This window comes from Streptomyces sp. NPDC001889 (assembly GCF_053594535.1).
Window position 1 is genome coordinate 363,900 of record NZ_JBSFER010000001.1, and the last position, 23,386, is coordinate 387,285.

Sequence of the window (23,386 nt, forward strand, 5' to 3'; positions counted from 1 at the left end):
CAATCCTCCTCCGCCGGCCCGGCCCGGACAGGACCGCGGGCTCACATCTGCGGCTCGCCCGCCGCCACCGACTCCCAGCGGTGGAAGCCCTGCCGGCCCTCCACCGGGTCGGGACCGGCGACCGGCGCCCCGAACGGCGAGTGCACCGGCCGGTATCCGGTCGCCATGTGGATGGCCTCCGCCTGGCGCGCCGCCCGCCCCGCCGCGACCATGTCCCCCCGGTAGGCCTGGGCGAGGGCGACGACCGTCTGGGCCTGCCCCTCCAGCAGCCGCAGCTGGGACTCCTGGGCGAGGGCGAGGGCCGCCCCCGCGTGGCAGAGCGCCTCCAGCGGGCGGCCGAACCGCGCCGCGCAGACCCCGAGTCCGAGCAGGGCCATGGTGCGGCCCTTGAGATAGCCGATCTCCTCGGCGATCCGGCGGGCGATACGGAAGTGCTCGTACGCCCTCTCGTAGCGGCCGAGCTGGTAGCGGGCGTGGCCCATGGCGAGCATCGCCTCCAGCTTGAGCCGCGGCCGGCCCGCCGTCCGGCCCAGCCGGACGGCGCCGAGCGCGGACCGCAGGGCGGCGGGGCCGTCGCCGCCCTCGGCCGCGATCATCGCGAGGGCGCAGACCGCCTCCGCCTCGCCCGCGAGGTTCCCGATGGCCTGGAAGCCCTTGCGGGAGGCGGTGGCCAGCTCGTGCGCGGTCTCCAGCTCGCCGAGGTCGACGGAGATCAGCGCCAGGGTGGTGCTGATCCGGGCGATGCTGTCCGGCGCGGAGAGCTTCCGGGAGATGGCCAGGGCCCTGCGGCAGAGCCGCTCCGCCTCCCGCAGCCGCCCCATGCCGTAGAGGACCTCGCTCAGGCCCTGGAGGGGCTGGTGCGGGGTGCGCCGCAGCCGGCGGTTGATCGTGATCGACTGGTCGTAGTACTCGGCGGCCTGGCTCAGCAGCCCCAGATCGGCGGAGACCCCCGCGAGGTTGGAGAGCGCCACCGACTCGCACACCCCCCAGCCGGCCCGCCGGGCCAGCTCGATGGCCTGCTCGAAGTGGCTGCGGCTCAGCTCCAGATCGCCCTTGGTGAAGGTGGCGAGGCCCAGGCTCTGATGGGCGGCTGCCTGGCCCCGGACATCGCCGCCCTGGTGGGCGGCGCGCAGGGCGAGGGTGGCGACCGCGATCCAGGTCTCGGCGTTGCGGCGGAGCCAGAAGTACCCGCGCAGGGCGTCCGCGAGAATCCAGACGGCCGGGCAGGCGTCGCCCTCGGTGCCGGTCTCCGCCTCCGCCTCGATCAGCCGGACGAGGTCGACGTGTTCGGCGTCGAACCAGGCCGCGGCCTGCTGGGGTTCGGTGAAGGACGCCTGGCAGGCGTAGGGCCCCAGCTCGTCGACGTCCAGCCGCAGTATCTGCGGGTAGAGACAGCGGGCCGCGGAGTCCGCGGAGACGGCGTACCAGTGGAGCAGCCGGCGGCGGCCCTCCCGGTGGGTGGCCGTCGACTTCTCCGCGTCCACCAGGAGCCGGGCGTACCACCAGATCAGATCGTGCAGCCGCAGCCGCTCCTGGTCGTGCCGCTCCACCAGGTGCTCGGCGAACAGCCGGTCCAGCAGCGGGGACGCGGATTCCGGTCCGCGGCCCAGCAGGGCCGCGACGGCGGGGACGGTCGTGGTGGGGCCCGGGAGCAGCCCCAGCATGCGGAAGGCCGCCGCGGCCTCCGGATCGAGCCGCCGGTAGGACAGTTCGAAGGCCCTGCGGACGGCCGAGTCGGGGTCGCCCGCGACGGCCAGGCTCTCCAGGGGGTTGCCCGAGCGCAGATCCCGGACGTGGTCGGCGATCCGGAAGTCGGGGCGCAGCGCCAGGTTGGCGGCGGCGATCCGCAGCGCGAGCGGGGTCCGGCCGCAGATGGTGACGAGTTCGGCGAGCGCCTCGGGCTCGGCGGCGGCCCGGTCCTCCCCGACGACACGGCGGACCAGCTCCTCGGCCTCGTCGGAGGCGAGCGGGCGCAGCGGCAGCATCGCCGCGCCATGGCTGACGATCAGCGCGCCGAGGCGGTTGCGGCTGGTGACCAGGGCCAGACAGCCGTCCTCGTACGGCAGCAGCTGCCGTACCTGGTCGGCGGATTCGGCGTTGTCGAGGACGATGAGCACCCGCCGGCCCGCCAGGGTGCGCTGGTACAGCTCGGTCATCTCATGGGACTCGCAGGGAATGTCCTGGTACGGCGTGCCGAGCGCCCTCAGCATGCCGGACAGGGCCTCCTTGGGGCTCATGGGCCGTTCGTCGCTGTGGCCCCGGAGGTCGAGGAAGAGCTGCCCGTCGGGGAACGCCTCCTCGGCCCCCCGGCACCACTGGAGGGCCAGCGCGGTCTTGCCGCTGCCCGCGGGGCCCACGATCATCACCACGCCCGAGCCGCCGCGCGCGCCGGCGGCGAGCCCGGTGAGCTGCCCCAGTTCGTGCGCGCGGCCGATGAACGCCCCGGTCCGGGAGAGCCGTTGCACGCTCTCGGCCTCGGGCGACGTGTCGGTGCCCGGATGCGAGGGCCGGGCGGAGTCGTCGCGGTCCGGCTCGCCGCCGGGCGGGGAGTGCGCCGACGGATGGTCACCGGGCGGACGGCCGCGGGCCGGCGGGCCCTGGTGCTCGGTCCTCTCGGCCGCGGTGCCGCGGTCCTGGCCGGGCACGGTGTCCGGGTCGAGCAGCGAGGTGTCGGCGCGCAGGATGCGGCCGTGGACGCCGCGCAGATCGGCGCCCGGGTCGAGACCGAGGTCCTCGGCGAGCCGCGTCCGGGTCTCGTTGTAGACCTCCAGCGCCTCACCCCGGTGGTCCGCCCGGTACAGCGCGATCATCCGCAGCATGGCGAGCCGCTCGTGGTGCGGGTGCTCGGCCGTCGCCCGCGCCAGCTCCTCCAGTACGAGTCCCCGTTCGCCGAGGGCGAGCCGCGCCTCGGCGCGCTGGGTTATGGCCGAAAGGTATAGCTCGTCGAAGCCGGTGCCGAGCCTGCGGACCAGTCCGTCGGACGCGGTTCCGGCGAGCACGGGCCCGCCCCAGTCCCCCAGGGCACGCTCCATCAGACCGAGCCGCTCACCGGCGTCCTCGCTGCGTTCCGCGCGCTGCACCAGGGAGCGGAAGCGGTGCAGGTCGACGGCGAGCGGGTCGCCCTCCACCAGGTAGCCGTCGCTGGCCCTGTTCAGCACGAAGCCGTGGCGCTCGGCCTCCGCCTCCATGAATCGCCCGCGCAGCCGCGAGACATGCACCTGGAGACTGCCCCGGGCGCTCGTCGGCGGTTCGCTCTCGTCCCACAGCAGGTCGATCAGCCGGTTGGAGGGGACCACCCGGCCGATGTCGAGCAGCAGCAGCCCGAGCAGCAGTCTCTCCCGGCGGCGGCCGATCTTCAGCGAAACACCCTGGCGGTGCCATTCCAGGCCCCCCAGAATGCGAAACCGCATTCCCCCATCGCTCATGCAAGGCATCCATCGGTCATGCCCTGCATCCTCTGCAATCGCCTGGCTGGTGGCAAGCGGATGGCAAGGTCATGGCCAGGCTGTGGCCGGTAGTCCCTGAGAGTTTGCCAGTCTGCCCGGGTTGAAGGCGGGGAAACCGGGTGGCTGGCAAGAGGAAGGGTTCCATCAGCATGTCCTCACAGATGTTCACCGAGCTCGACCAGGAGCAGACCCACTTCGACGCCGCGATCCGGCAGCCCTCGGAGTTGCCGCTGAGCTGGATCGGTCAGAACCCGGATAATCCACGTGAAGCACTGAGAGACCTTGAGCCGCTTACCACCAGTGTCCGTGAGATCGGCCTGGTCAACGCGATCACCGTCGCGTCGGTCCAGGCCTATGTGCGGGAACGGCCCGCACGCGCCACCGAACTGGCGCCCGGCGCCCGCTACATCGTGGTCGACGGCCACCGCCGGCTGGAGGCCGCCCGGCTCGCGGGGCTGACCCATGTGCGGGTCAGTGTCGACGACGCGCTGGTGTCGACCGACCGCTCGCTGCTCGAAGCCGCCTTCGTCGCCAATGTGCACCGTGACGACATGAACCCCCTGGAGCAGGCGTACGCGCTGAAGAAGCTGGTCGAGTTCTACGGTTCCCAGAACAAGGCCGCGAAGCGCCTCGGCATCGCCCAGTCGACCATCTCCTCCAAGCTCTCCGTACTCGAACTCGGCCCTGAACTCCAGGCGGATCTCCTCGCGGGCCGCCGCAAGGTCGTCCATGTGCGCAATCTCTCCCGGCTCAGCCCGCAGCAGCAGAAGCAGCGGGCGGACGCGCGTGCCGCGGCCACCGAGTCCCGTGCCTCCGAGGCGCGGCACCAGCCGGGTGGGGTCACCAATTCACTGGCTGCCATCCCCCGCCAGCGTGCCGTGCTCACCATGCCGTGGGCCGATGGCGTCGCCTGTGCGGAGATCGCCATCTCCCGGATGCGTCCGGCGGAGCGGGCGAGGATGCTGCGACGCCTCTGGCAGGAAGCGGAGAAGGAGGCGAGAGCCGCGCGGCTCGTCGCCCCCCGCCGGGCCTGAGACCCACCTGCCGGAGGCCGTCCTGTCCTGGATGGCCGCCCTTCGGGGCGCGCGCCGCACCACGCGGGGCGCGTCCCCCGCCTCGGGGTATCGGGGGATTCACCCGGGGCCCTCCGGCCCCCGACCGGTTTGCCGCCGGTCGGGGGCCGGAGGCATGGAGAGCCCCTTCCGCCGGCCGACGGGCCCGCCGTCCTCGTCGGCCGGCGGAAGGGGCTCGGCGCGGGGCCGCGTGGAGGACAACGGAGGCCGGGCCGCACCCCGTGGGGGGTGCGGCCCGGCGTCGTGTTCTGTCGTCCGGTGCGGACGGCGGCACGCTGAGTCGTCTCTTTCGGATGGTGCCGGGCTCGCGGGCCCGGACCCCGCTCACCGATCCGGCCCGATCCGGCCCGATCCGGAAGAAACTCCCTAGTCCTGCTTCTTGCGGCGGGTGCCGAAGACGATCTCGTCCCAGCTCGGAACGGCCGCGCGGCGGCCCGGACGGACGCCGTCCGCCTCCGCCTGACGGTCCGTGGTGCCGGTCAGCCGGTCCCGGTGCCCGGCCACGGACCGAGGCATCAGCACATCCGCGTAGGCCGAGCCCGCGCCCGCCGACGCGGCGGGGGCGACCGGCTCCTCCTCGTCCGGCTCCTGGTCGTCCTCCGCCAGCGGGTCGGCCGGCGCCGTGCGCTCCGGTACGACCATGTCGCCCCGGAAGCTCGGCACCGCCTCCAGGAGGCTGGTCAGGGAGTCCCGTTCACTGCTGCCGCCGTCGTCGGCGCCCGCCGCCGGCCCGTTGGCGCTCGGCCGGTCGGCCGGCCGGTCCAGGGTGCGGTCGAGCGGACGGTCCCGGGGCAGCCGGGCGATCCGCGGCACGAAGGGGAAGCTGGGCTCCTGCGTGGCGATGGTGTCGTCGGTCTCGCCGATGAGCGAGCGCGCCTCGTCGTCCACCGCGATGACCAGCCGGCGCGGGGGGTCGTAGGTCCAGCTCGCGGAGTGCGGCTCACCCGCCACCCGGTAGATCAGCAGGACTTCCCAGGTGCCGTCGTCGCGCCGCCAGGAGTCCCACAGCACGGTGTCCTTCTCGGCGCCGCGCAGACCGAGCCGCTCCTGCACCGCCTCGCCGAGCTGGGGTCCGGCGTTCTCGCCGGGGCGGCGCACGGGGGTCTTGCGCGCCCGCTCCGCCATGAAGGCCCGCTCCGCGAGCACCGGTCCCTCGAAGCGGCGGACCCGCTCGACCGGGATGCCGGCGAGCTGGGCCACCTCCTCGGCGGAGGCTCCGGCACGTATCCGCGCCTGGATGTCACGGGGGCGGAGGTGGCTCTCCACCTCGATCTCGATCTGGCCGAGGCGGGCACGGTCGTTCCGCACGGCGGCGCGCAGCCGCTCGTCGATCGGAAGGGTGTACTCCGTACTGTCGGCAGCTTTGAGCACCAGTCGTGTGCCGTCGTTGGAGACGGCCACGACACGCAGTTCGGGCATGGGGACCTCCCGGGTGGTGCCTGCCGACGTCACCTGTCGCGTACTGCTTCCGCTAGTCGAGTGTGGCCTGCCCGGGTGCAGCCTGCCACAACCTTGCCGAGTTGCCCGGCGTGTCGGGCACAGGCCCGTGATCGCCGTTATGGCAAGGTTACCCGTTTACCACTCAGCGTGACCAATCGATCACTCCGCGTGCGGATTACCCAGCGATATCGCGACGCCGCCGGTTCGAGCGCCGCTTTCGGCCCCCTCCCTGGTTTCCGGGCACCCATGAGGGAGCTCGGGCCCAGGGTTCGCCACAGTACTCCATTCGGGCCATCCGGGTGGACTGCCGCGCCGCCGAACTTCACCGGGCGGCCGGCACCCCGCCGCAGCCGCACGGGTGACGGGTGTTCTGATTCACAGAATCTCCGCAAAGGGAACTATTCACTTCGCCCATTTGTCCCTCATGGGTACGCACGGGACAGAAGGGCGCGCAGGGACTGAAGATGCATCAGAAGCCGGACACGGGAACGGACCACAAGGAAGAGCGGGAGCGGCGGATCGATCTGAGCCTTCCGCAGGTGGCCGGGAGCACGCTCGCCGCGGTCGCGGCCGCGGTGCTCGCGTCCAGCCTGGGCGTGTACGGCACGATCATCGGTGCCGGTGTCGTCAGTGTGGTCGCCACCTGCGGTGGTTCGGTCTTCCAGCATCTGTTCAGCCGGACCGGCGAGCAGTTGCGCGAGCGCGAGGCGGTGGTTCCGGGCCGTCGCGGGGGCCGCCGGGCGGCCGGCCCGGCCGGCTCCCCCGAGCCCGGCGGGGAGTCCGGCGCCACCGCGCCCGCCGGGGAGTTCGGCGCCGCCACCGTCCACGGGACCCGGGTGCGCGGATGGAAGCGTCCGCTCATCGCCGCCGGGGCCGTCTTCGGTATCGCCATGGTCACCATCACCGGTCTGGAACTGGCCTCGGGCTCCGAGCTGAGCGGCGGCAACGGCACCACCGTCGGCTCGGTGGTGCGCGGTGAGACCGGCCGGTCGGGACCGGCGGACGAGCGCTCACCCGGCCCCGGGGAGCGGGAGGACGAACGGCCGGGGAGCCCCGGCGGCTCCCCGCGGCCCGGTGACAGCGGAGACGGAAACGGCGACACCGGGGACGACGGGAACGGGGACACCGGGGACGAAAACGGGGAACGAGGCCGGGAGAGCGGGGAGCCGGTCGAGCCCTCGTCCCCGGGCGGGAGCGGCGGCGGCACGGCCGATCCGTCCACCGCGCCCTCCCTCCCCGGCGGGGAGACCGGCGAGCGGCCCGGCTCCGGCGGCGAGTCCCCGGGCGGCGGCACGGCTCCGGTGCCCACCCCCTCCGCACCGGCGGCCCCGTCCGCACCGGGCGGCGCCACGGACGGTACGAACCGGGGTGCGAGCACCGCGCCCTGACCCGGCCCGGCCCGGCTCAGTCACCGAGCACCCGGCGCAGATGGTCGTTGCCGAACCGGCGCTCCGGGTCCAGCCGGTCCCGTACCGCCGTGAACTCGGCGAACCGCGGATAGACGCCAGCGAGGTACTCGGCGTCCCGGGTGTGGAGCTTGCCCCAGTGGGGCCGGCCGCCGTGGGCGGTCATGATCCGCTCCACGGCGGTGAAGTAGGCGCGGTGGGGGGTGCCCCGGTAGAGATGGACGGCGAGATAGGCGCTGTCCCGGCCGGACGCGGCGGAGAGCGCGATGTCGTCGGCCGGGGCGGTGCGCACCTCCACCGGGAAGCCGACCCTCAGCGGCGAGCGCTCGATCATCGCCCGCACCTCGCGCAGCGCCGCGACGGCGGCCTCGCGGGGCACCGCGTACTCCATCTCCACGAAACGCACCCGGCGCGGAGAGGTGAAGACCCGGTGCGGGATGTCGGTGTAGGTGCGCGCCGAGAGGGCCCGGCCGGCGACGCGGGCGATGGCGGGGACGGTCGCCGGGACGGCGCGGCCCAGGGAGCTGGCCACCTGGAAGAGGCCGTTCGCGACCACTTCGTCCTGGATGAAGGCACCGAGCCGTCCGGGCGGGTCGGCGGGGCCCGCGGAACGGTTGTTCCGCTTGGTGCTGCAGTGGCCGGTGTGCGGGAACCAGTAGAACTCGAAGTGTTCGTTCTCCGCGTGCAGGGCGTCGAATTCGGCGGTGACCCGGTCGAAGGACATCGGCTCCTCACGGGCCCTCAGCAGAAAGAGGGGCTCCACGGCGAAGGTGATCGCGGTGATCACCCCGAGGGCGCCCAGCCCGGTCCTGGCGACCGCGAAGACCTCCGGGTTCTCCAGCCGCGAGCAGGTCAGCAGGGTGCCGTCCGCCGAGACCAGCTCCAGCCCGGTGATCTGCGCGGAGAGGGAGGCGGAGTCGCGGCCGGTGCCGTGGGTGCCGGTGCTGACGGCGCCCGCGGCGGTCTGCTCGGTGATGTCCCCCATGTTGGTGAGGGAGAGACCCTCCCGGGCGAGGGCCGCGTTCAGCCGCTTCAGGGGCGTACCGGACTCGACCGTGACGGTCATGGCCGCGCGGTCGATCCCGCGGATGCCGGTGAGCAGATCGGGCCTGATCAGCAGGCCGTCGGTGGCGGCGATGGCGGTGAAGGAGTGGCCGGTCCCGGCTGTCTTCACCCGCAGCCCGGCCTCGGCCGCGCCGCGGACCGCGTCGGCGACCTCGCCGGCCGACGCCGGGGAGACCTCCCGGGCCGGCCGGGCGGTGACGGTGCCCGCCCAGTTACGCCATATTCGCGTCGCGCCGCTCCTGCTGCCCCTGGTCATCGCCCGGCTGTCCCTCCCGCTTCGGCACCGGCCCGTGCAGCCGGCGGTATCCCACAAGCGCCGCTCCGACCGCGACCGCCCCGGCGATCCCGGGCACCGCGTACCCCGCCGCCGCGCCGGACGCGTCGACCGCCCAGCCCCCGGCGGAGAAGCCGAGCGCCACACCGACCGCGAGTCCGGTACTGACCCAGGTCATGCCCTCGGTCAGGCTGGAGCGCGGCACATGCTGCTGGACCAGGGCCATCGTGGTGACCATCGTGGGTGCGATGGCCAGGCCCGCGACGAAGAGCGCCACGGCCAGGAATATGAGATTCCCGGCCAGTTGGAGGGGGATCATACTCAGGGCCATCGCGACCACGCCCAGCAGCCACCGCCGGGGCGCGGGTCCCTTGAGGTGCAGCAGCCCGAATATCACGGCGGCGAGGCAGGAGCCGAGGGCGTAGACGGCGAGTATCAGGCCCGCCGCGGCCGTGTTGCCCTCCGCCTCCGCGAAGGCCACGGTGACGACGTCGACCGAGCCGAAGACCGCGCCCGTGGCGACGAAGGTGAGGACCAGGACCTGGAGGCCCGGGGAACGGAGCGCGGAGCGGCCCGGCTGGTGGCCGCGCGGGTGCGGCGGGGGTTCGGTGGAGCGCTGCGCGGTGAGCCAGAAGACCCCGCCGAGGAGCAGCAGCACGGCGAGGAGCGGTCCGGCCTCCGGGAACCAGACGGTGGAGAGGCCGATCGCGATGCTCGGTCCGCAGATGAAGCAGAGCTCGTCGACGATCGCCTCCCAGGAGTACGCGGTGTGCAGCTCGCGCGGGGAGTTCCGGTAGATCTCGGCCCAGCGGGCCCGGATCATGGCGCCGACGCTCGGGACGCAGCCGGCGGTCGCCGTGAAGAGGAAGAGCGTCCAGGTCGGCGCTCCCCGGGAGGCGCAGATCAGCAGTCCGCCCACCGAGGCGGAGGCGATCAGGGCGGCCGGGCGGAGCACTCTGGCCTGGCCGTGCCGGTCGACGAGCCGGGAGACCTGGGGGCCGAGGACGGCCATGGAGAGGGCGACGGTGGCGGAGAGGGCGCCGGCGATGGCGTACTCGCCGGTGAGCTGGGACACCATCGTCACGATGCCGACGCCCATCATCGCCAGGGGCATGCGGCCGAAGAGTCCGGCGGCGGAGAAGAGGCGGGTGCCGGGGGCGGTGAAGATCTGGCGGTAGGGGCTGGCCAAGGAGGGCTCCGGTAAGGCGTGTGGGCGGCCATGGCAGATTACGCCTGCGGCGGGCCCGCGCGCACGGGGGTTCCTCCCGCCCCGGAGAACCCGGCCCCCAGGGCCCCCGGCGAGGAAGCCCCGGGGAGGCTCGGGGACGGCGCCCGCGCCACAGGGGGCCGCACCATCCCGGCCCGCCCGGCGTCCGAGACCGCCCCCGTGCGCCCCTGACGGCCGAGCAGCCTCAGCCCGTCCGGGGACACTCCCCGAGGCAGCTCTGGGGGATCGAGGACGGCCCCCGCACCACAGGAAACCCGCACCAACCCAGCCCGTCCGGCGCTTGAGGACGGACCCCGGGCCACAGGCAACCCGCACCGTCCGGGCCGGGACGGCTCACCCCGGGCCACGCACCGCAGGAGACCCGAGCGATTCCAGCCCGTCCGGGGGCACTCCCAGGGGCAGCTCTGGGGGATCGAGGACGGCCCCCGCACCACAGGAAACCCGCACCAACCCAGCCCGTCCGGCGCTTGAGGACGGACCCCGGGCCACAGGCAACCCGCACCGCCCGGGCCGGGACGGCCCACCCCGGGCCACGCACCCGGGGCCACGGGCCCCGCACCCCGGGCCACGAGGGCGCGAGGCGAACAGGGCGGAGCACCCCCACCACCGCGGGACAGCAGTGCGGAGGCCGGAATGTGGTGCCCGGCGGCGGGTGGGTGAGGGGGCGAGGGGAGACGGGTGGCAGGATCGGGGGCATGTCCGACGCGCGCGACCCCTCCCCTTACGACGCCCTGCTCCTGCTCTCCTTCGGCGGCCCCGAGGCCCCGGACGATGTCGTCCCCTTCCTGGAGAATGTGACCCGGGGCCGAGGCATCCCCAAGGAGCGGCTGAAGGAGGTGGGCCGGCACTACTTCCTCTTCGGCGGGGTCAGCCCCATCAACGAGCAGAACCGCACCCTGCTGGACGCGCTGCGCAAGGACTTCGCGGAGCACGGCATCGGCCTCCCGGTCCACTGGGGCAACCGGAACTGGGCGCCGTACCTGACCGACACCCTCCGCGAGATGACGCTGGCCGGCCACCGCCGGATCGCCGTCCTCGCCACCAGCGCGTACGCCTCGTACTCGGGCTGCCGCCAGTACCGCGAGAACCTCGCGGACGCCCTCGCGACACTCGCGGCGGAGGGCCTCGAACCGCCCCGCGTGGACAAGCTGCGCCACTACTTCAACCACCCCGGCTTCATCCGCCCCATGATCGACGGAGTCCTGGCCTCACTCGGCGAGCTGGACGAGGAGGTGCGCGCGGGCGCCCATCTGGCGTTCACCACACACTCCATCCCCGACAGCGCGGCGGACACCTCGGGCCCGCCGGCGGAGCACGGCGGCGGCGGGGCGTATGTGCGCCAGCACCTGGAGGTCGCCCGGCTGATCGCGGAGGCGGTGGCCGACGAGACGGGTGTGGAGCGTCCGTGGCGGCTGGTCTACCAGTCGCGCAGCGGCTCTCCCCACACCCCGTGGCTGGAGCCGGACATCTGCGACCACCTGGAGGAGCTGCACGGCTCCGGTGCCCCGGCGGCCGTCATGGTGCCCATCGGGTTCGTCTCGGACCATATGGAGGTCCTGTACGACCTGGACACGGAGGCCATGGCGAAGGCGGCCGAGCTGGGTCTGCCGGTGCGCCGCTCGGCGACGGTCGGCGCCGATCCCCGGTTCGCGGCGGCCGTGCGCGATCTGCTGCTGGAGCGGGCCGGCGCCGAGCGCGGGGTGTCCGTGGAGCGCTGTGCGCTCGGCGCGCTCGCTCCCTCGCACGACCTCTGTCCCATCGGCTGCTGCCCGGCCAGGGCGCCCAGGCCCGCCGCCGCGGGCGCCGACAGTCCCTTCGCCTGAGGAGTCCCCCCGTGACCGCGATCAGTGACAGCCTGCTCTCCGAACTGCTCGATCTCGCGCTGGAGGCCGCCGGGCGGGCGGGGGCACTGCTGCGGGACGGGCGCCCCGACGATCTGGGGGTGGCCGCCACCAAGTCCAGCCCCATCGATGTCGTCACGGAGATGGACATCGCCGCCGAGAAGCTGATCACGGGCTTCCTCGGCGAGCACCGCCCCGATGACGGCTTCCTCGGCGAGGAGGGCGCTTCCGTCGAGGGCCGCAGCGGGGTGCGCTGGGTCGTCGATCCGCTCGACGGCACGGTGAACTATCTCTACGGGCTGCCGACGTGGTCCGTCTCCATCGCCGCCGAGTACCGGGGCGAGACGGTCGTGGGGGTGGTGGGGATTCCGATGCGCGGTGAGACCGTCCGGGCGGTGCGGGGCGGCGGTGCGTACGCCGGGGACCGGCGGCTGCGCTGCCGTGCGGCGGCTCCGCTGGAGCAGGCCCTGGTCTCCACCGGTTTCAACTATGTGCGGGACGTCCGCGCCCACCAGGCCGACATCGCCCAGCGGCTGATCCCGCGGCTGCGGGACATCCGCCGCGGCGGGTCGGCCGCGATCGATCTCTGCGATGTGGCCGCGGGCCGGCTGGACGGGTACTACGAGCGCGGCCTCCACCCCTGGGACCTGGCCGCGGGCGATCTGATCGCACGGGAGGCGGGGGCCCTGACCGGCGGACGGCCGGGCAGCGGCCCTTCGTACGACCTGACGGTGGCGGCGAGCCCCGGGGTCTTCGAGCCGCTCCAGGAGCTGCTGGAGGAGTTCGGCGCCTGGCACGACTAAGGAGTCCCCTTCGGATCGGGCCGGATCACGCCGGATCGGTGAGCGGGGTCCGGTGCCGTGGATCGCGAGGCGGAGGGCGGAGCCCTGAGCCCTCACGGAGCGCCGGCGACCGACGACAACGCGGCGAGGCGCGGCACCAGGGCCCGCGTCCCCCCGCACGGTCCGGAGGAGACGGTCCAGAGGCGACGGCGACGGCTCGCCAGGGCCCCGAGGCCGGTGGGAGGCCCCCGGAAGCGACCGGCCCGCCTTCCCGCTCCCCGGCCCCGCCGGACGGGCTCCGGAGCCGCCGGACGGGAAGGGCCCCGGCGCGGTGGTGTGCGCCGGGGCCCTTCCCGTCCCGGCGGCTCCGGCCTGATCCGGGAGAAACTCTCTAGGCCGCCCTGACCTCGACGCCGTGCTCGGCCGCCAGCCGGTGCAGATCGTCCAGCTCGGCCTGCTCCACGTCGGCCAGGAAGTCGTCGCCCGTCTCACGAGCCAGCGTGAGGTCCGTCTCCGCAGCCTTTATGCGCTGCAGCAGCCCTGCGGTGAATGCGTCCATGTGCGCCCCCTCGTCGTGGGTCGGTGGCACGGGGGTGTGCCTGGGGATTCCCCTGCCGCAGCAGAGGACGATCGATCACTTCTGGCACGCTTCGGGGTGGGTGCCATTACTGGGCGTGATCGCGGGTGTCTTCTCGTCCTCCCCCGGGCTCCCCCCGGAGAAACCTCAACTGGCCCGGGAATCCGGTTGATTCCCGGAACACCACCCCGGTGCTCCCGGGCGGGGACCGCCTTACAGCCGGTTTACGCGCGTAACGGGCAGGATGGATACGCACAGCCAGTGCGCAAACCTGCCCTGATCATGGGTGACGGGGCCCGGAGGAAGGAATCGAGACGTGCGCGTACTCGTCGTCGAGGACGAGCAGCTGCTCGCCGATGCGGTGGCCACCGGACTGCGCCGGGAGGCCATGGCCGTCGACGTCGTGTACGACGGAGCGGCGGCCCTGGAGCGGATCGGGGTCAACGACTACGACGTCGTCGTCCTGGACCGCGACCTTCCGCTGGTCCACGGTGACGATGTGTGCCGGCGGGTCGTCGAGCTGGGCATGCCCACCCGGGTGCTGATGCTGACCGCGTCCGGCGATGTCAGCGACCGGGTCGAGGGCCTGGAGCTGGGCGCGGACGACTATCTGCCCAAGCCCTTCGCCTTCACCGAGCTGATCGCCCGGGTGCGGGCGCTGGGCCGGCGCACGACCGTCCCGCTGCCGCCGGTCCTGGAGCGCGCGGGGATCAAGCTGGACCCCAACCGGCGCGAGGTGTTCCGCGACGGCCGGGAGATCCAGCTCGCACCCAAGGAGTTCGCCGTCCTGGAGGTCCTGATGCGGAGCGAGGGCGCGGTGGTCTCGGCCGAGCAGTTGCTGGAGAAGGCGTGGGACGAGAACACGGACCCCTTCACCAATGTGGTGCGGGTGACCGTGATGACGCTGCGCCGCAAGCTCGGGGAGCCCCCGGTGATCGTCACCGTGCCCGGCTCCGGCTACCGGATCTGAGCCGGTGGCCTCCGCTCCGGCGCCCCCCTCGGCGCCCCCGAAGCCCACCTGGGACCCGCGCGACCCCGTCCGCCCCCTGCTGCGCCCGACCATCCGGATACGGCTGACCCTGCTGTACGGCGGAATGTTCCTGATCGCCGGTGTGCTGCTGCTGTCGATCATCTATCTGCTGGCCGCGCAGGCGCTGAACTCGGGCACATCGCTGCCCTTCAAGCTGCTCCCGGACAGCAAGATCCAGCGCACCAACGACTCCTGCAGCGCCCTGGTCCCCCGGCTCTCGGCGGAGCAGGCCAACGCCGTGTTGTCGGCGTGCTTCGCCCATGAGCGCGAGGTCGCTCTCGACGATCTGCTGCGGCGCTCGCTCTTCGCCCTGCTGGGGCTGAGCATCATCGCCTTCGCCTTCGGCTACGCGATGGCGGGCCGGGTGCTCTCACCGCTGGGCCGGATCACCCGCACCGCCCGCCAGGTCGCCGGTTCGGACCTCTCGCGGCGGATCGAGATGGACGGCCCGGACGACGAGCTGAAGGAGCTGGCCGACACCTTCGACGAGATGCTGGACCGGCTCAGCCGGGCCTTCACGGCCCAGCAGCGGTTCGTGGCCAACGCCTCGCACGAGCTGCGCACCCCGCTGGCGATCAACCGGACGCTGCTGGAGGTGCACCTCTCGGACCCGGGCGCCCCGGTGGAGCTCCAGCAGCTGGGCAAGACCCTGCTGGCCACCAATGAGCGCAGTGAGCAGCTCGTGGAGGGTCTGCTGCTGCTGGCCCGCAGCGACAACCAGACCTTCGAGCGCAAACCGGTGGACCTCGCGGAGGTCGCGAGCCACGCGGTCGACCAGACCCGCGCGGAGGCGGACGCCAAGGGGGTGGAGATCCACGCCGAGTGCGCCCCCGCGGTCGTGCAGGGCAATGGCGTCCTCCTGGAGCGCATCGCGCTGAATCTCGTCCAGAACGCCGTGCGGTACAACATCGCCGAGGAGGGCTGGGTGAGGGTGACCACGGAGGTGGCGAACGGCCAGGGCGTCCTGGTGGTGTCCAATACCGGCCCGGTGGTGCCCGCCTACGAGATCGACAACCTCTGGGAGCCGTTCCGGCGGCTGCGGGAGGACCGCACGGGCAGTGACAAGGGCGTCGGGCTCGGTCTTTCGATCGCCCGGTCGGTGGCGCGGGCCCACGGGGGACGTATCATCGCGGAGCCCCGTGAGGGGGGAGGGCTCGTGATGCGCGTCACTCTTCCCCTCTGAGAGGGTGTTCGACGTCAGACACCCCGTTCGCTTTAGGCGGAATTTTTCGGACATGTTCCGGGGTTGTGTCTGTGCGATCGATCACAGAGGCGACTTTCAGGCCATCTACTCTCCGTGATCAAGGCGCTTTCCGGAAAGCCGGTAAAAGTCCGGGTTTCCGGGGGTCAAGATGACGGGAAGTACACGGGGTGGCGCCCGTGAGCTGCGGCATTGGGATCGTGTACGGTCCCCATCGCCATCCAACCCGATCACTCTCGGGCGATCCGGTTGGGTGTCGATTGAGTAACAGACCTTGATGTGAGGCAAAATCTCCGCCTCAGGTCGGGCACAAGTCCGGCCTCTCACGCGTTACGTGCGCTGGAGACACCTAAATCACCCAGAGGGGGAGAGCGACATGGCAACGGACTACGACACCCCACGCAAGACCGATGACGACGTCGATTCCGACAGTCTTGAAGAACTCAAGGCCCGGCGGAACGACAAGTCCACCTCGACCGTCGATGTCGACGAGTTCGAGGCAGCCGAGGGCATGGAGCTGCCCGGAGCGGACCTGTCCAATGAGGAGCTGGCCGTCCGGGTGCTGCCCAAGCAGGCGGATGAGTTCACCTGCATGAGCTGCTTCCTGGTCCACCACCGCAGCCAGCTGGCCCGCGAGAAGAACGGCCAGCCGATCTGCCGCGACTGCGACTGAGGTCGGGACGGCCGTGGCAGCAGACGAGACACCGTCCAGGAAGCGGCTCTTCCGGCGCGAGAAGCCGTCGGAGGCGCACCGGGGCGGCACAGGACCTGCGGAGGGCACCGAGCCCGCTGCCGGGGACTGGGCCGCCCATCTGCCCGACCGCGTGGGAGAAGCCCGTGCGGGAGACGAGGGACGGGGCCCCGGGGCCCCGTCCGGAACGCTCCCGCACGAGGCGGCTCTCGCCACCCTCCCGGAGGGGGCCGTCGAAGCGCTCCCCGGCGAGGAGCGGCCGGGAACCCCGACCAGGTTCCGGCGGCTGAGCGCGGTGCGCGAGGGCGTCCGCAGAAGCGGTGAGGGCACCCGGGCCGCGGTCGGCTGGATCGCCGACCGGATCATCGAGAACGCGCCGCGCGTGCCGGTGCGCGATCTGGCGACCCTGCGCGCGCAGTTCCCCGGCCTGAGCCCCGAGCAGCTTGCCGACAAGCTGGTCGCGGGCGCGTCCACCGCCACCGCCACCGTGGGCGCGAGCGTGGGCGCCGCGGCGATGCTGCCCGTGCCGCCGGCGATGCCGGCCGAGCTGGCGGCGGAGATCACCGGTGTGGCCGCGATCGAGCTGAAGCTCATAGCGGAGCTGCACGAGGTCTACGGCCTGCGTCCCGAGGGCGGTCTCAAGGACCGCAGCACCGCCTATCTGACCGCCTGGTCGGAGGAGCGCGGCATCGAGGTGACCAAGCCGTCCACCTACAAGAACGCCGCCGTGCTGAGCAGCGGCCTCAAGCGCGAACTGCGCCAGCAGATCATGAAGCGCATGATCCGCAATCTGCCGAACCTGATTCCGTTCATGGTCGGCGCGGCCGTCGGTGCCGTGATGAACCGGCGGGACACCCGCCACCTCGCGGACCGGGTCCGCAAGGACCTGCGGACCAAGCAGGTCCCGTGGGACGCCCTGCCCTCGCTCCCGCCGCTGGAACAGCACGCCGAGCCGCTGGAGCCGCTGCGGAAGCCGAACGAGCTGGAGGGCTGACCTCTTCGGGGCCCCTCAGGGCCGGCCCACCGGCCCCGGGCCGTCCGGCCCGCCCGCGGGAGCCGCTCCCGCCCCTCAGGCCGCCAGCGCGGCGGCCAGCCCCTTCGGGTCCCGGGTCGACAGATAGATGTACGGGGTGGGGTCGGCCGGGTCGGTGACCTCGATCCGCACCGCCGTCGGGACATAGCTGCGCAGCAGCATGAAGGCCCGCGGGTCGGCCTTGTACGAGCGCCAGGCGCGCGCCTCCTCCGCGTTCAGCACCTCGGGCTCCCCGAGGGCCGTCAGCGGAATCCTGGCGTCTCCCGCGACCAGGGAGTCCGCCACCACCCGGATGCGGGCCGAGCCGTAGGAGCTGACCACGACCGCCGCCAGGGCGGCGGCCCCGACCAGGCCGCCGAGCATCGGCAGGGTGCCGAGGGGGAAGGTGACGAGACCGCCGGAGACGGCCACCAGCGCGGTGATGGCCCACCAGGCTCGTGGAGCGGTCAGTCGTTCGTCGTAGCGCGGGGCGGAAGGCTGCATGAGGGCAAGCTTGGCACGGTGCGGTGACCCGCCCGCCGCGCGGGTGGGCTCCACGCGGCTGTTCCCGGGCGGCGGCTCGGCCCGAGCCGGTGCGTCCGGACCGCGGGTAAGGTCTGCCCCTGTGAGCACAGCGAACCCCTCCGGCGCGGCCTCCGCGCCCGGAGCCCTGATCCCCCCGCCGGACGCCATACCGCCGGTACGCCATCCCGACGCCCCGGCCCCGGGCGAACTGCTCGGCGCCCACTACGAGCACTGTTTCGGCTGTGGCGGGGGTCAGCCCCACGGTCTGCACCTCCAGGCCCGGGCCGGCGAGGGCGTGAGCATCTCCGCCGAGTTCACCGTGAAACCCGCCCACCAGGGCGCTCCGGGGCTGGCGCACGGCGGTGTGCTGGCCTCCGCCCTGGACGAGACGCTGGGCGCGCTGAACTGGCTGCTGCGGACGATCGCGGTGACCGGGCGGCTGGAGACCGACTATGTGCGGCCCGTGCCCGTGGACACCGTGCTCCATCTCCAGGCCGAGGTCACGGCGGTGTCCGGCCGCAAGATCTACTCGACGGCCGTGGGCCGGATCGGCGGACCCGGCGGCGAGGTCGCCGTCCGCGCCCGGGCCCTCTTCGTCGAGGTCAAGCTCGACCACTTCATCGACAACGGCCGCCCGGCGGAGATCGAGGCGGCGATGGCCGATCCCGACCAGATCCGGCGCACCCGCGCCTTCGAGGTGAACCCCTGATGAACGCGTCCCCCAGCCCCGTCGACGTACTGATCCGCCGGGTCGACCCCGAGGTGCCGCTGCCGGTGTACGCGCACCCCGGTGACGCCGGTGCCGACCTGGTCACCAGCGAGGCGGCCGAGCTGGCTCCCGGCGAGCGCGCGGTGCTGCCCACCGGGGTCTCCATCGCCCTCCCCGACGGGTACGCCGCCTTCGTCCATCCGCGCTCCGGGCTGGCCGCCCGCCTCGGTGTGGCCCTGGTGAATGCCCCGGGGACGATTGATGCCGGGTACCGTGGGGAGATCAAGGTGATCGTGGTCAATCTCGACCCGCGCGAGACGGTGCGGTTCGAGAGGTTCGACCGCATTGCGCAACTGGTCGTCCAGCAGGTCGAGAAGGTGCGCTTCCACGAGGTGGCGGAGCTTCCCGGCTCGGCGCGGGCCGAGGGGGGCTTCGGGTCCACCGGCGGTCACACTGCCGTGGACGGCTCAACGGGTGGGAATCGATACGCTTCCGTCGTATCCGACCGGGAAGGACAGTGACGTGTTCGGACGTCGCAAGAAGAGTGGTTCCGCGGGGGACGCGGACGCAACGGGCGAGGCCGAGCAGGTCGTCGACGAGCGCGGCACCCAGGAGGACACCGGCACGGCCGCCGAGAGCGGCTCCCGCCGGATGAACCTTCCGCCGGCTCCGCGCCCCGATGGCCCCTGGGACATCTCCGAGGTGTCCGCGCCCGGCGAGGGCCGGGTCGATCTGGGCGGTCTTTTCGTGCCCGGGGTCGAGGGCATGGAGCTGCGGGTGGAGGTCGCGGGCGACGCGATCGTCGCGGCCACCGTGGTGCTGCGGGACAGCGCCGTACAGCTCCAGGCGTTCGCCGCGCCCAAGAAGGAGGGCATCTGGGGCGAGGTGCGCGACGAGATCGCCTCCGGCATCACCCAGCAGGGCGGCATCATCGACGAGGTCGAGGGCCCGCTCGGCTGGGAGCTGCGCGCCCAGGTGCCCGTACAGCTGCCGGACGGCACCGGCGGTGTGCAGCTGGTGCGCTTCGTCGGCGTCGACGGGCCCCGCTGGTTCCTGCGCGGAGTGATCTCCGGCCAGGGCGCGGTCCAGCCCGAGGCGGCGGGCCTCCTGGAGCAGGTCTTCCAGGACACGGTCGTGGTGCGGGGCGACGGCCCCATGGCGCCGCGCGACCCGATCGTCCTCAAGCTGCCGGAGGACGCCCAGATGGTGCCCGAGGGCGTCCAGCAGGAGGACCAGGAGAACTCCCGCTTCTCCGGGGGCATGGGCCAGCTCCAGCGCGGCCCCGAGATCACCGAGGTGCGCTGACCCCTCTCCGGGAACGTTCCGGGCCGGTGGGCCGTATTCCCTGCGGGGGGTGCGGCCCACCGGCATTCCGCCGTACTGTGCCCGGACCGATGTGTCGGACAGTTGTACGAGGGGGATTCGATGGCCGAGAACAGCGCTGCCCGGGGCGGTGCGGCCCTCACGGAGGAGCGCCCGCCCGGCCCCATGGTGCGGGTGGAGAATCTGCGCCGTTCGTACGGGACCGGCGCGGCGGCCGTCCATGCCCTGCGGGGCGTCTCCTTCGAGGTCCCGCGCGGTGAGCTGGTGGCGCTCAAGGGCCGCTCCGGCTCGGGCAAGACCACCCTGCTCAACCTGGTCGGCGGGCTGGACTCCCCCGACGAGGGCCGGGTCACCGTCGACGGCGCGGATCTCTCCGCCCTGGGCGAGAACGGCCTGCTGGAGCTGCGCCGGGACCGGATCGGCTTCGTCTTCCAGTCCTTCGGGCTGATCCCCATTCTGACCGCCGCCGAGAACGTCGGGGTGCCGATGCGGCTGCGCAGGGCCGCGTCGAAGGAGCGCGAGGAGCGGGTGGAGCTGCTGCTGGGGCTGGTCGGCCTCGCGGACCACGCCGCCCAGCGCCCGGGGGAGCTGTCCGGCGGCCAGCAGCAGCGGGTCGCCATCGCCCGTGCCCTGGCCAACCGTCCGGCGCTGCTCATCGCCGACGAGCCCACCGGGCAGCTCGACGCGGAGACGGGTCTCGCGGTGATGGAGCTGCTGCGCGCGGTGGTGCGCGCGGAGGGGGTGACGGCGCTGGTGGCCACGCACGACGCCACGCTGCTGGGGCTCGCCGACCGGGTGCTGGAGCTGAACGACGGGGAGATAGCCGCGGGCTGACCGGGCCGGGTCCGGGCGCCGCGACCGGTGGGGACGAGACCGGTGGGGACGAGACCGGTGGGGACGAGACCGGTGGGAGCCCGTCCGCCGGGGGCCGGCCCCCGTCCCGGCCCGTGACAGAACAGCCGTATCAGAATCCCGTCAAGGAGAGGCCCACGGCAGCCACCCCACCCGATTTGCCCGGATCGCTCGCCGTAAGGTCATCGGAGCGCAATCGGCCGGTTCCGGTGGACCCGGCTGTTTCTGGAAGACAATGGGGCCATGGGACGCGGCAAGCTACGGATCTATCTCGGCGCGGCGCCGGGCGTGGGCAAGACCTACGCCATGCTCTCCGAGGCGCACCGCCGGGTGGAGCGCGGCACGGACTGCGTGGTGGCCTTCGTGGAGCACCACGGCCGGCCGCGCACCGAGGTGATGCTGCACGGCCTGGAGCAGATCCACCGCCGCGAGCTGGAGTACCGGGGCTCCGTCTTCACCGAGATGGACGTCGACGCGGTGCTGGAGCGCCGTCCCGCGGTGGTCCTGGTGGACGAGCTGGCGCACACCAATGTGCCGGGCTCGCGCAACGGGAAGCGCTGGCAGGACGTCGAGGAGCTGCTCGCCGCCGGCATCGATGTCATATCGACCGTCAACATCCAGCACTTCGAGTCGCTCGGCGATGTGGTGGAGTCGATCACCGGGGTGCGGCAGCGGGAGACCGTCCCCGACGAGGTGGTCCGCCGGGCCGACCAGATCGAGCTGGTCGACATGTCGCCGCAGGCACTGCGGAGACGGATGGCCCACGGCAACATCTACCAGCCGGACAAGGTCGACGCGGCCCTGTCGAACTACTTCCGCCCGGGGAATCTGACCGCGCTGCGGGAGCTGGCGCTGCTCTGGGTCGCCGACCGGGTCGACGAGTACCTCCAGCAGTACCGGGGCGAGCACAACATCCGCTCCACCTGGCAGGCGCGTGAGCGGATCGTCGTCGGGCTCACCGGCGGGCCCGAGGGCCGCACCCTGATCCGGCGCGCGGCGCGCATGGCGGCGAAGGGCTCCGGCAGTGAGATCCTCGCCGTCTACATCGCCCGCAGCGACGGGCTGACCTCGGCGTCGCCGAAGGAACTGGCCGTCCAGCGGACCCTGGTGGAGGATCTCGGCGGCACCTTCCACCACGTCATAGGCGATGACATCCCGGCCTCGCTGCTGGACTTCGCGCGCGGGGTCAACGGCACCCAGATCGTGCTGGGCTCCAGCCGGCGCAAGGCCTGGCAGTACATCTTCGGCCCCGGTGTCGGCGCGACCGTCGCCCGGGACTCCGGGCCCGACCTCGATGTCCACATCGTCACCCACGACGAGGCGGGCAAGGGGCGCGGCCTCCCGGTGGCGCGCGGCGCCCGGCTGGGCCGGTCGCGGATCATCGCGGGCTGGCTCACCGGAGTCGTCGCCCCGGTCCTGCTCTCGCTGCTGCTCACCGCGGTGGACGACACCCTCGGCCTCGCCAACGACGTGCTGCTCTTCCTCTTCCTGACCGTGCTGGCGGCGCTGCTGGGCGGCCTGCTGCCGGCGCTCGCCTCGGCCGCGGTGGGTTCCTTGCTGCTGAACTTCTACTTCACTCCCCCGGTACGGACCCTCACCGTCTACGACCCGAAGAACATCGTCGCGATAGTGATCTTCTTCGCGGTGGCCGTCGCGGTGGCCTCGGTGGTCGACCTGGCGGCCCGCCGCACCCATCAGGCGGCCCGGCTGCGGGCGGAGTCGGAGATCCTCTCCTTCCTCGCCGGGAGCGTGCTGCGCGGCGAGACCACGCTCGACGCGCTGCTGGAGCGGGTCCGGGAGACCTTCGGCATGGAGTCGGTGGCGCTGCTGGAGCGCCGGAGCGATGTGGAGCCGTGGACCACGGCGGGCAGTGTGGGCCCCGAGTCGGTGGTGCGCCCCGAGGACGCCGATGTGGACATGCCGGTCGGCGACGACATGGCCCTCGCGCTCTCCGGCCGGGTGCTGCCCGCCGAGGACCGGCGGGTGCTGGCGGCGTTCGCCGCGCAGGCCGCCGTGGTCCTGGACCGGCAGCGGCTGGTGGGCGAGGCGGAGGAGGCCCGCCGGATGGCGGAGGGGAACCGTATCCGCACGGCGCTGCTCGCGGCCGTCAGCCATGATCTGCGCACTCCGCTGGCGGCGATCAAGGCGGCTGTCTCCTCGCTCCGCTCCGACGACGTGGCCTGGTCGGACGAGGACGAGGCGGAGCTGCTGGAGGGGATCGAGGACGGCGCGGACCGGCTGGACCATCTGGTGGGCAATCTGCTGGACATGTCCCGGCTCCAGACCGGGACGGTCACCCCGTTGATCCGGGTGACCGATCTGGACGAGGTGGTGCCGATCGCGCTGGTCTCCGTCCCCGTGGAGAGTGTGGAGCTGGACATCCCCGAGTCGCTGCCGATGGTCGCCGTCGACCGGGGGCTGCTGGAGCGGGCGGTCGCCAACATCGTCGAGAACGCGGTGAAGTACAGCCCCGGGGGCGTTCCGGTGACCGTGGCCGCGAGCGCGCTGGGCGACCGGGTGGAGGTCCGGGTGGCCGACCGGGGGCCCGGGGTCCCCGACGACGGCAAGGACCGCATCTTCGAGCCGTTCCAGCGGTACGGCGACGCCCCGCGCGGCGCCGGGGTGGGGCTCGGCCTCGCGGTGGCCCGGGGCTTCGTGGAGGCCATGGGCGGCACACTGAGCGCCGAGGACACCCCCGGTGGCGGAATGACCATGGTCCTCACCCTGCGGGCGGCGCCCGGGGTGGAGCCGGTCAGCGCCGATCTGCCCGCCCAGGTGACCTCGTGAGCCCTCCCCGGCGCGCGGCGGTCCCGGCCGGGGCAGCCGCGACACCGGCCGGGCCGCCCCGGCCGGCCCTGGCAGCCCGGATGAAGGCCCCGATGGCCTCCATGACCCCGACGCACCCGACGCA

General features: G+C 73.0%; 19 protein-coding genes. 13 read left to right on the plus strand and 6 right to left on the minus strand.

The genetic code is table 11. The features are described from left to right. Positions 1-41: 41 nt before the first annotated feature. Positions 42-3,410 (minus strand): AfsR/SARP family transcriptional regulator, encoded by a 3,369-nt coding sequence (locus tag ACWCRA_RS01690; protein ID WP_451066588.1) that lies wholly within the window; start codon positions 3,408-3,410, stop codon positions 42-44. A gap of 185 nt (positions 3,411-3,595) precedes the next feature. Between ACWCRA_RS01690 and ACWCRA_RS01695 the strand changes: the two genes are divergently transcribed. After that, entirely contained in the window at positions 3,596-4,480 is an 885-nt protein-coding gene (locus ACWCRA_RS01695; protein ID WP_351558873.1) for a ParB/RepB/Spo0J family partition protein, read from the plus strand. Positions 4,481-4,885: 405 nt separating this feature from the next. On the opposite strand, the gene sepH is transcribed toward ACWCRA_RS01695, so the two are convergent. Beyond that, a complete protein-coding gene (gene sepH, locus ACWCRA_RS01700; RefSeq protein ID WP_351558871.1) occupies positions 4,886-5,971 on the minus strand; it encodes a septation protein SepH in 1,086 nt (361 codons plus the stop codon). A 452-nt stretch (positions 5,972-6,423) separates the two neighbouring features. Between sepH and ACWCRA_RS01705 the strand changes: the two genes are divergently transcribed. Next, complete coding sequence (locus ACWCRA_RS01705) at positions 6,424-7,347, plus strand: hypothetical protein (protein ID WP_351558869.1); 924 nt, start codon at positions 6,424-6,426, stop codon at positions 7,345-7,347. Positions 7,348-7,363: 16 nt separating this feature from the next. On the opposite strand, the gene ACWCRA_RS01710 is transcribed toward ACWCRA_RS01705, so the two are convergent. Together ACWCRA_RS01710 and ACWCRA_RS01715 are read right to left on the minus strand one after the other, a co-directional pair. Then, entirely contained in the window at positions 7,364-8,686 is a 1,323-nt protein-coding gene (locus ACWCRA_RS01710) for a D-arabinono-1,4-lactone oxidase (protein WP_451066589.1), read from the minus strand. Beyond that, positions 8,643-9,893 (minus strand): MFS transporter, encoded by a 1,251-nt coding sequence (locus ACWCRA_RS01715; RefSeq protein WP_351558865.1) that lies wholly within the window; start codon positions 9,891-9,893, stop codon positions 8,643-8,645. Before ACWCRA_RS01715 ends, ACWCRA_RS01710 begins: the two co-directional genes overlap by 44 nt. A gap of 734 nt (positions 9,894-10,627) precedes the next feature. Here ACWCRA_RS01715 and ACWCRA_RS01720 point away from each other — a divergent pair. Both ACWCRA_RS01720 and ACWCRA_RS01725 read left to right on the plus strand, forming a co-directional pair. Further along, positions 10,628-11,755: a ferrochelatase gene (locus ACWCRA_RS01720; protein WP_451066590.1), complete on the plus strand. Its 1,128-nt coding sequence runs from the start codon at positions 10,628-10,630 to the stop codon at positions 11,753-11,755. Between the two features lie 20 nt (positions 11,756-11,775). Then, complete coding sequence (locus tag ACWCRA_RS01725; protein WP_351558884.1) at positions 11,776-12,576, plus strand: inositol monophosphatase family protein; 801 nt, start codon at positions 11,776-11,778, stop codon at positions 12,574-12,576. A 370-nt stretch (positions 12,577-12,946) separates the two neighbouring features. On the opposite strand, the gene ACWCRA_RS01730 is transcribed toward ACWCRA_RS01725, so the two are convergent. Further along, positions 12,947-13,114: a hypothetical protein gene (locus ACWCRA_RS01730; protein WP_190123730.1), complete on the minus strand. Its 168-nt coding sequence runs from the start codon at positions 13,112-13,114 to the stop codon at positions 12,947-12,949. A 334-nt stretch (positions 13,115-13,448) separates the two neighbouring features. Between ACWCRA_RS01730 and ACWCRA_RS01735 the strand changes: the two genes are divergently transcribed. The 4 genes from ACWCRA_RS01735 to ACWCRA_RS01750 all read left to right on the plus strand — a co-directional run bounded on the left by ACWCRA_RS01735 (position 13,449) and on the right by ACWCRA_RS01750 (position 17,048). Further along, on the plus strand, positions 13,449-14,102 hold the full coding sequence (locus tag ACWCRA_RS01735) for a response regulator transcription factor (protein WP_351543226.1): 654 nt from the start codon (positions 13,449-13,451) through the stop codon (positions 14,100-14,102). A gap of 4 nt (positions 14,103-14,106) precedes the next feature. Then, complete coding sequence (locus tag ACWCRA_RS01740) at positions 14,107-15,345, plus strand: sensor histidine kinase (protein WP_351543229.1); 1,239 nt, start codon at positions 14,107-14,109, stop codon at positions 15,343-15,345. Between the two features lie 394 nt (positions 15,346-15,739). Further along, entirely contained in the window at positions 15,740-16,036 is a 297-nt protein-coding gene (locus tag ACWCRA_RS01745) for a DUF4193 domain-containing protein (protein WP_005310959.1), read from the plus strand. A 13-nt stretch (positions 16,037-16,049) separates the two neighbouring features. After that, positions 16,050-17,048: a hypothetical protein gene (locus ACWCRA_RS01750; RefSeq protein WP_351543232.1), complete on the plus strand. Its 999-nt coding sequence runs from the start codon at positions 16,050-16,052 to the stop codon at positions 17,046-17,048. 75 nt (positions 17,049-17,123) lie between these two features. On the opposite strand, the gene ACWCRA_RS01755 is transcribed toward ACWCRA_RS01750, so the two are convergent. Then, the gene (locus ACWCRA_RS01755) at positions 17,124-17,570 is read right to left on the minus strand and encodes a DUF3093 domain-containing protein (RefSeq protein WP_351543235.1); all 447 of its coding nucleotides are present in this window, start codon (positions 17,568-17,570) and stop codon (positions 17,124-17,126) included. Positions 17,571-17,691: 121 nt separating this feature from the next. On the opposite strand from ACWCRA_RS01755, the gene ACWCRA_RS01760 reads away from it, so the two are divergent. The 5 genes from ACWCRA_RS01760 to ACWCRA_RS01780 all read left to right on the plus strand — a co-directional run bounded on the left by ACWCRA_RS01760 (position 17,692) and on the right by ACWCRA_RS01780 (position 23,262). Continuing rightward, positions 17,692-18,300: a PaaI family thioesterase gene (locus ACWCRA_RS01760; protein WP_451066591.1), complete on the plus strand. Its 609-nt coding sequence runs from the start codon at positions 17,692-17,694 to the stop codon at positions 18,298-18,300. Beyond that, entirely contained in the window at positions 18,300-18,821 is a 522-nt protein-coding gene (gene dut, locus ACWCRA_RS01765) for a dUTP diphosphatase (RefSeq protein ID WP_351543238.1), read from the plus strand. The genes ACWCRA_RS01760 and dut overlap by 1 nt, the downstream gene beginning before the upstream one ends. A 1-nt stretch (position 18,822) precedes the next feature. Next, entirely contained in the window at positions 18,823-19,605 is a 783-nt protein-coding gene (locus ACWCRA_RS01770; protein WP_351543241.1) for a DUF3710 domain-containing protein, read from the plus strand. A gap of 120 nt (positions 19,606-19,725) precedes the next feature. Beyond that, complete coding sequence (locus tag ACWCRA_RS01775) at positions 19,726-20,457, plus strand: ABC transporter ATP-binding protein (protein ID WP_351543243.1); 732 nt, start codon at positions 19,726-19,728, stop codon at positions 20,455-20,457. A gap of 261 nt (positions 20,458-20,718) precedes the next feature. Then, positions 20,719-23,262, plus strand: coding sequence for an ATP-binding protein (locus tag ACWCRA_RS01780; RefSeq protein ID WP_451066592.1), 2,544 nt, complete (start codon positions 20,719-20,721; stop codon positions 23,260-23,262). The last annotated feature ends 124 nt before the right edge of the window (positions 23,263-23,386 follow it).

What these genes read in the sequence shown, in the direction of transcription:
- dut (WP_351543238.1), top strand. Translation starts at nt 18,300, where the DNA reads ATGAACGCGTCCCCCAGCCCCGTCGACGTACTGATCCGCCGGGTCGAC.
- ACWCRA_RS01705 (WP_351558869.1), top strand. Translation starts at nt 6,424, where the DNA reads ATGCATCAGAAGCCGGACACGGGAACGGACCACAAGGAAGAGCGGGAG.
- ACWCRA_RS01710 (WP_451066589.1), bottom strand. Translation starts at nt 8,686, where the DNA reads ATGACCAGGGGCAGCAGGAGCGGCGCGACGCGAATATGGCGTAACTGG.
- ACWCRA_RS01690 (WP_451066588.1), bottom strand. Translation starts at nt 3,410, where the DNA reads ATGCGGTTTCGCATTCTGGGGGGCCTGGAATGGCACCGCCAGGGTGTT.
- ACWCRA_RS01745 (WP_005310959.1), top strand. Translation starts at nt 15,740, where the DNA reads ATGGCAACGGACTACGACACCCCACGCAAGACCGATGACGACGTCGAT.
- ACWCRA_RS01695 (WP_351558873.1), top strand. Translation starts at nt 3,596, where the DNA reads ATGTCCTCACAGATGTTCACCGAGCTCGACCAGGAGCAGACCCACTTC.
- ACWCRA_RS01775 (WP_351543243.1), top strand. Translation starts at nt 19,726, where the DNA reads ATGGCCGAGAACAGCGCTGCCCGGGGCGGTGCGGCCCTCACGGAGGAG.
- ACWCRA_RS01730 (WP_190123730.1), bottom strand. Translation starts at nt 13,114, where the DNA reads ATGGACGCATTCACCGCAGGGCTGCTGCAGCGCATAAAGGCTGCGGAG.
- ACWCRA_RS01780 (WP_451066592.1), top strand. Translation starts at nt 20,719, where the DNA reads ATGGGACGCGGCAAGCTACGGATCTATCTCGGCGCGGCGCCGGGCGTG.
- ACWCRA_RS01720 (WP_451066590.1), top strand. Translation starts at nt 10,628, where the DNA reads ATGTCCGACGCGCGCGACCCCTCCCCTTACGACGCCCTGCTCCTGCTC.
- ACWCRA_RS01755 (WP_351543235.1), bottom strand. Translation starts at nt 17,570, where the DNA reads ATGCAGCCTTCCGCCCCGCGCTACGACGAACGACTGACCGCTCCACGA.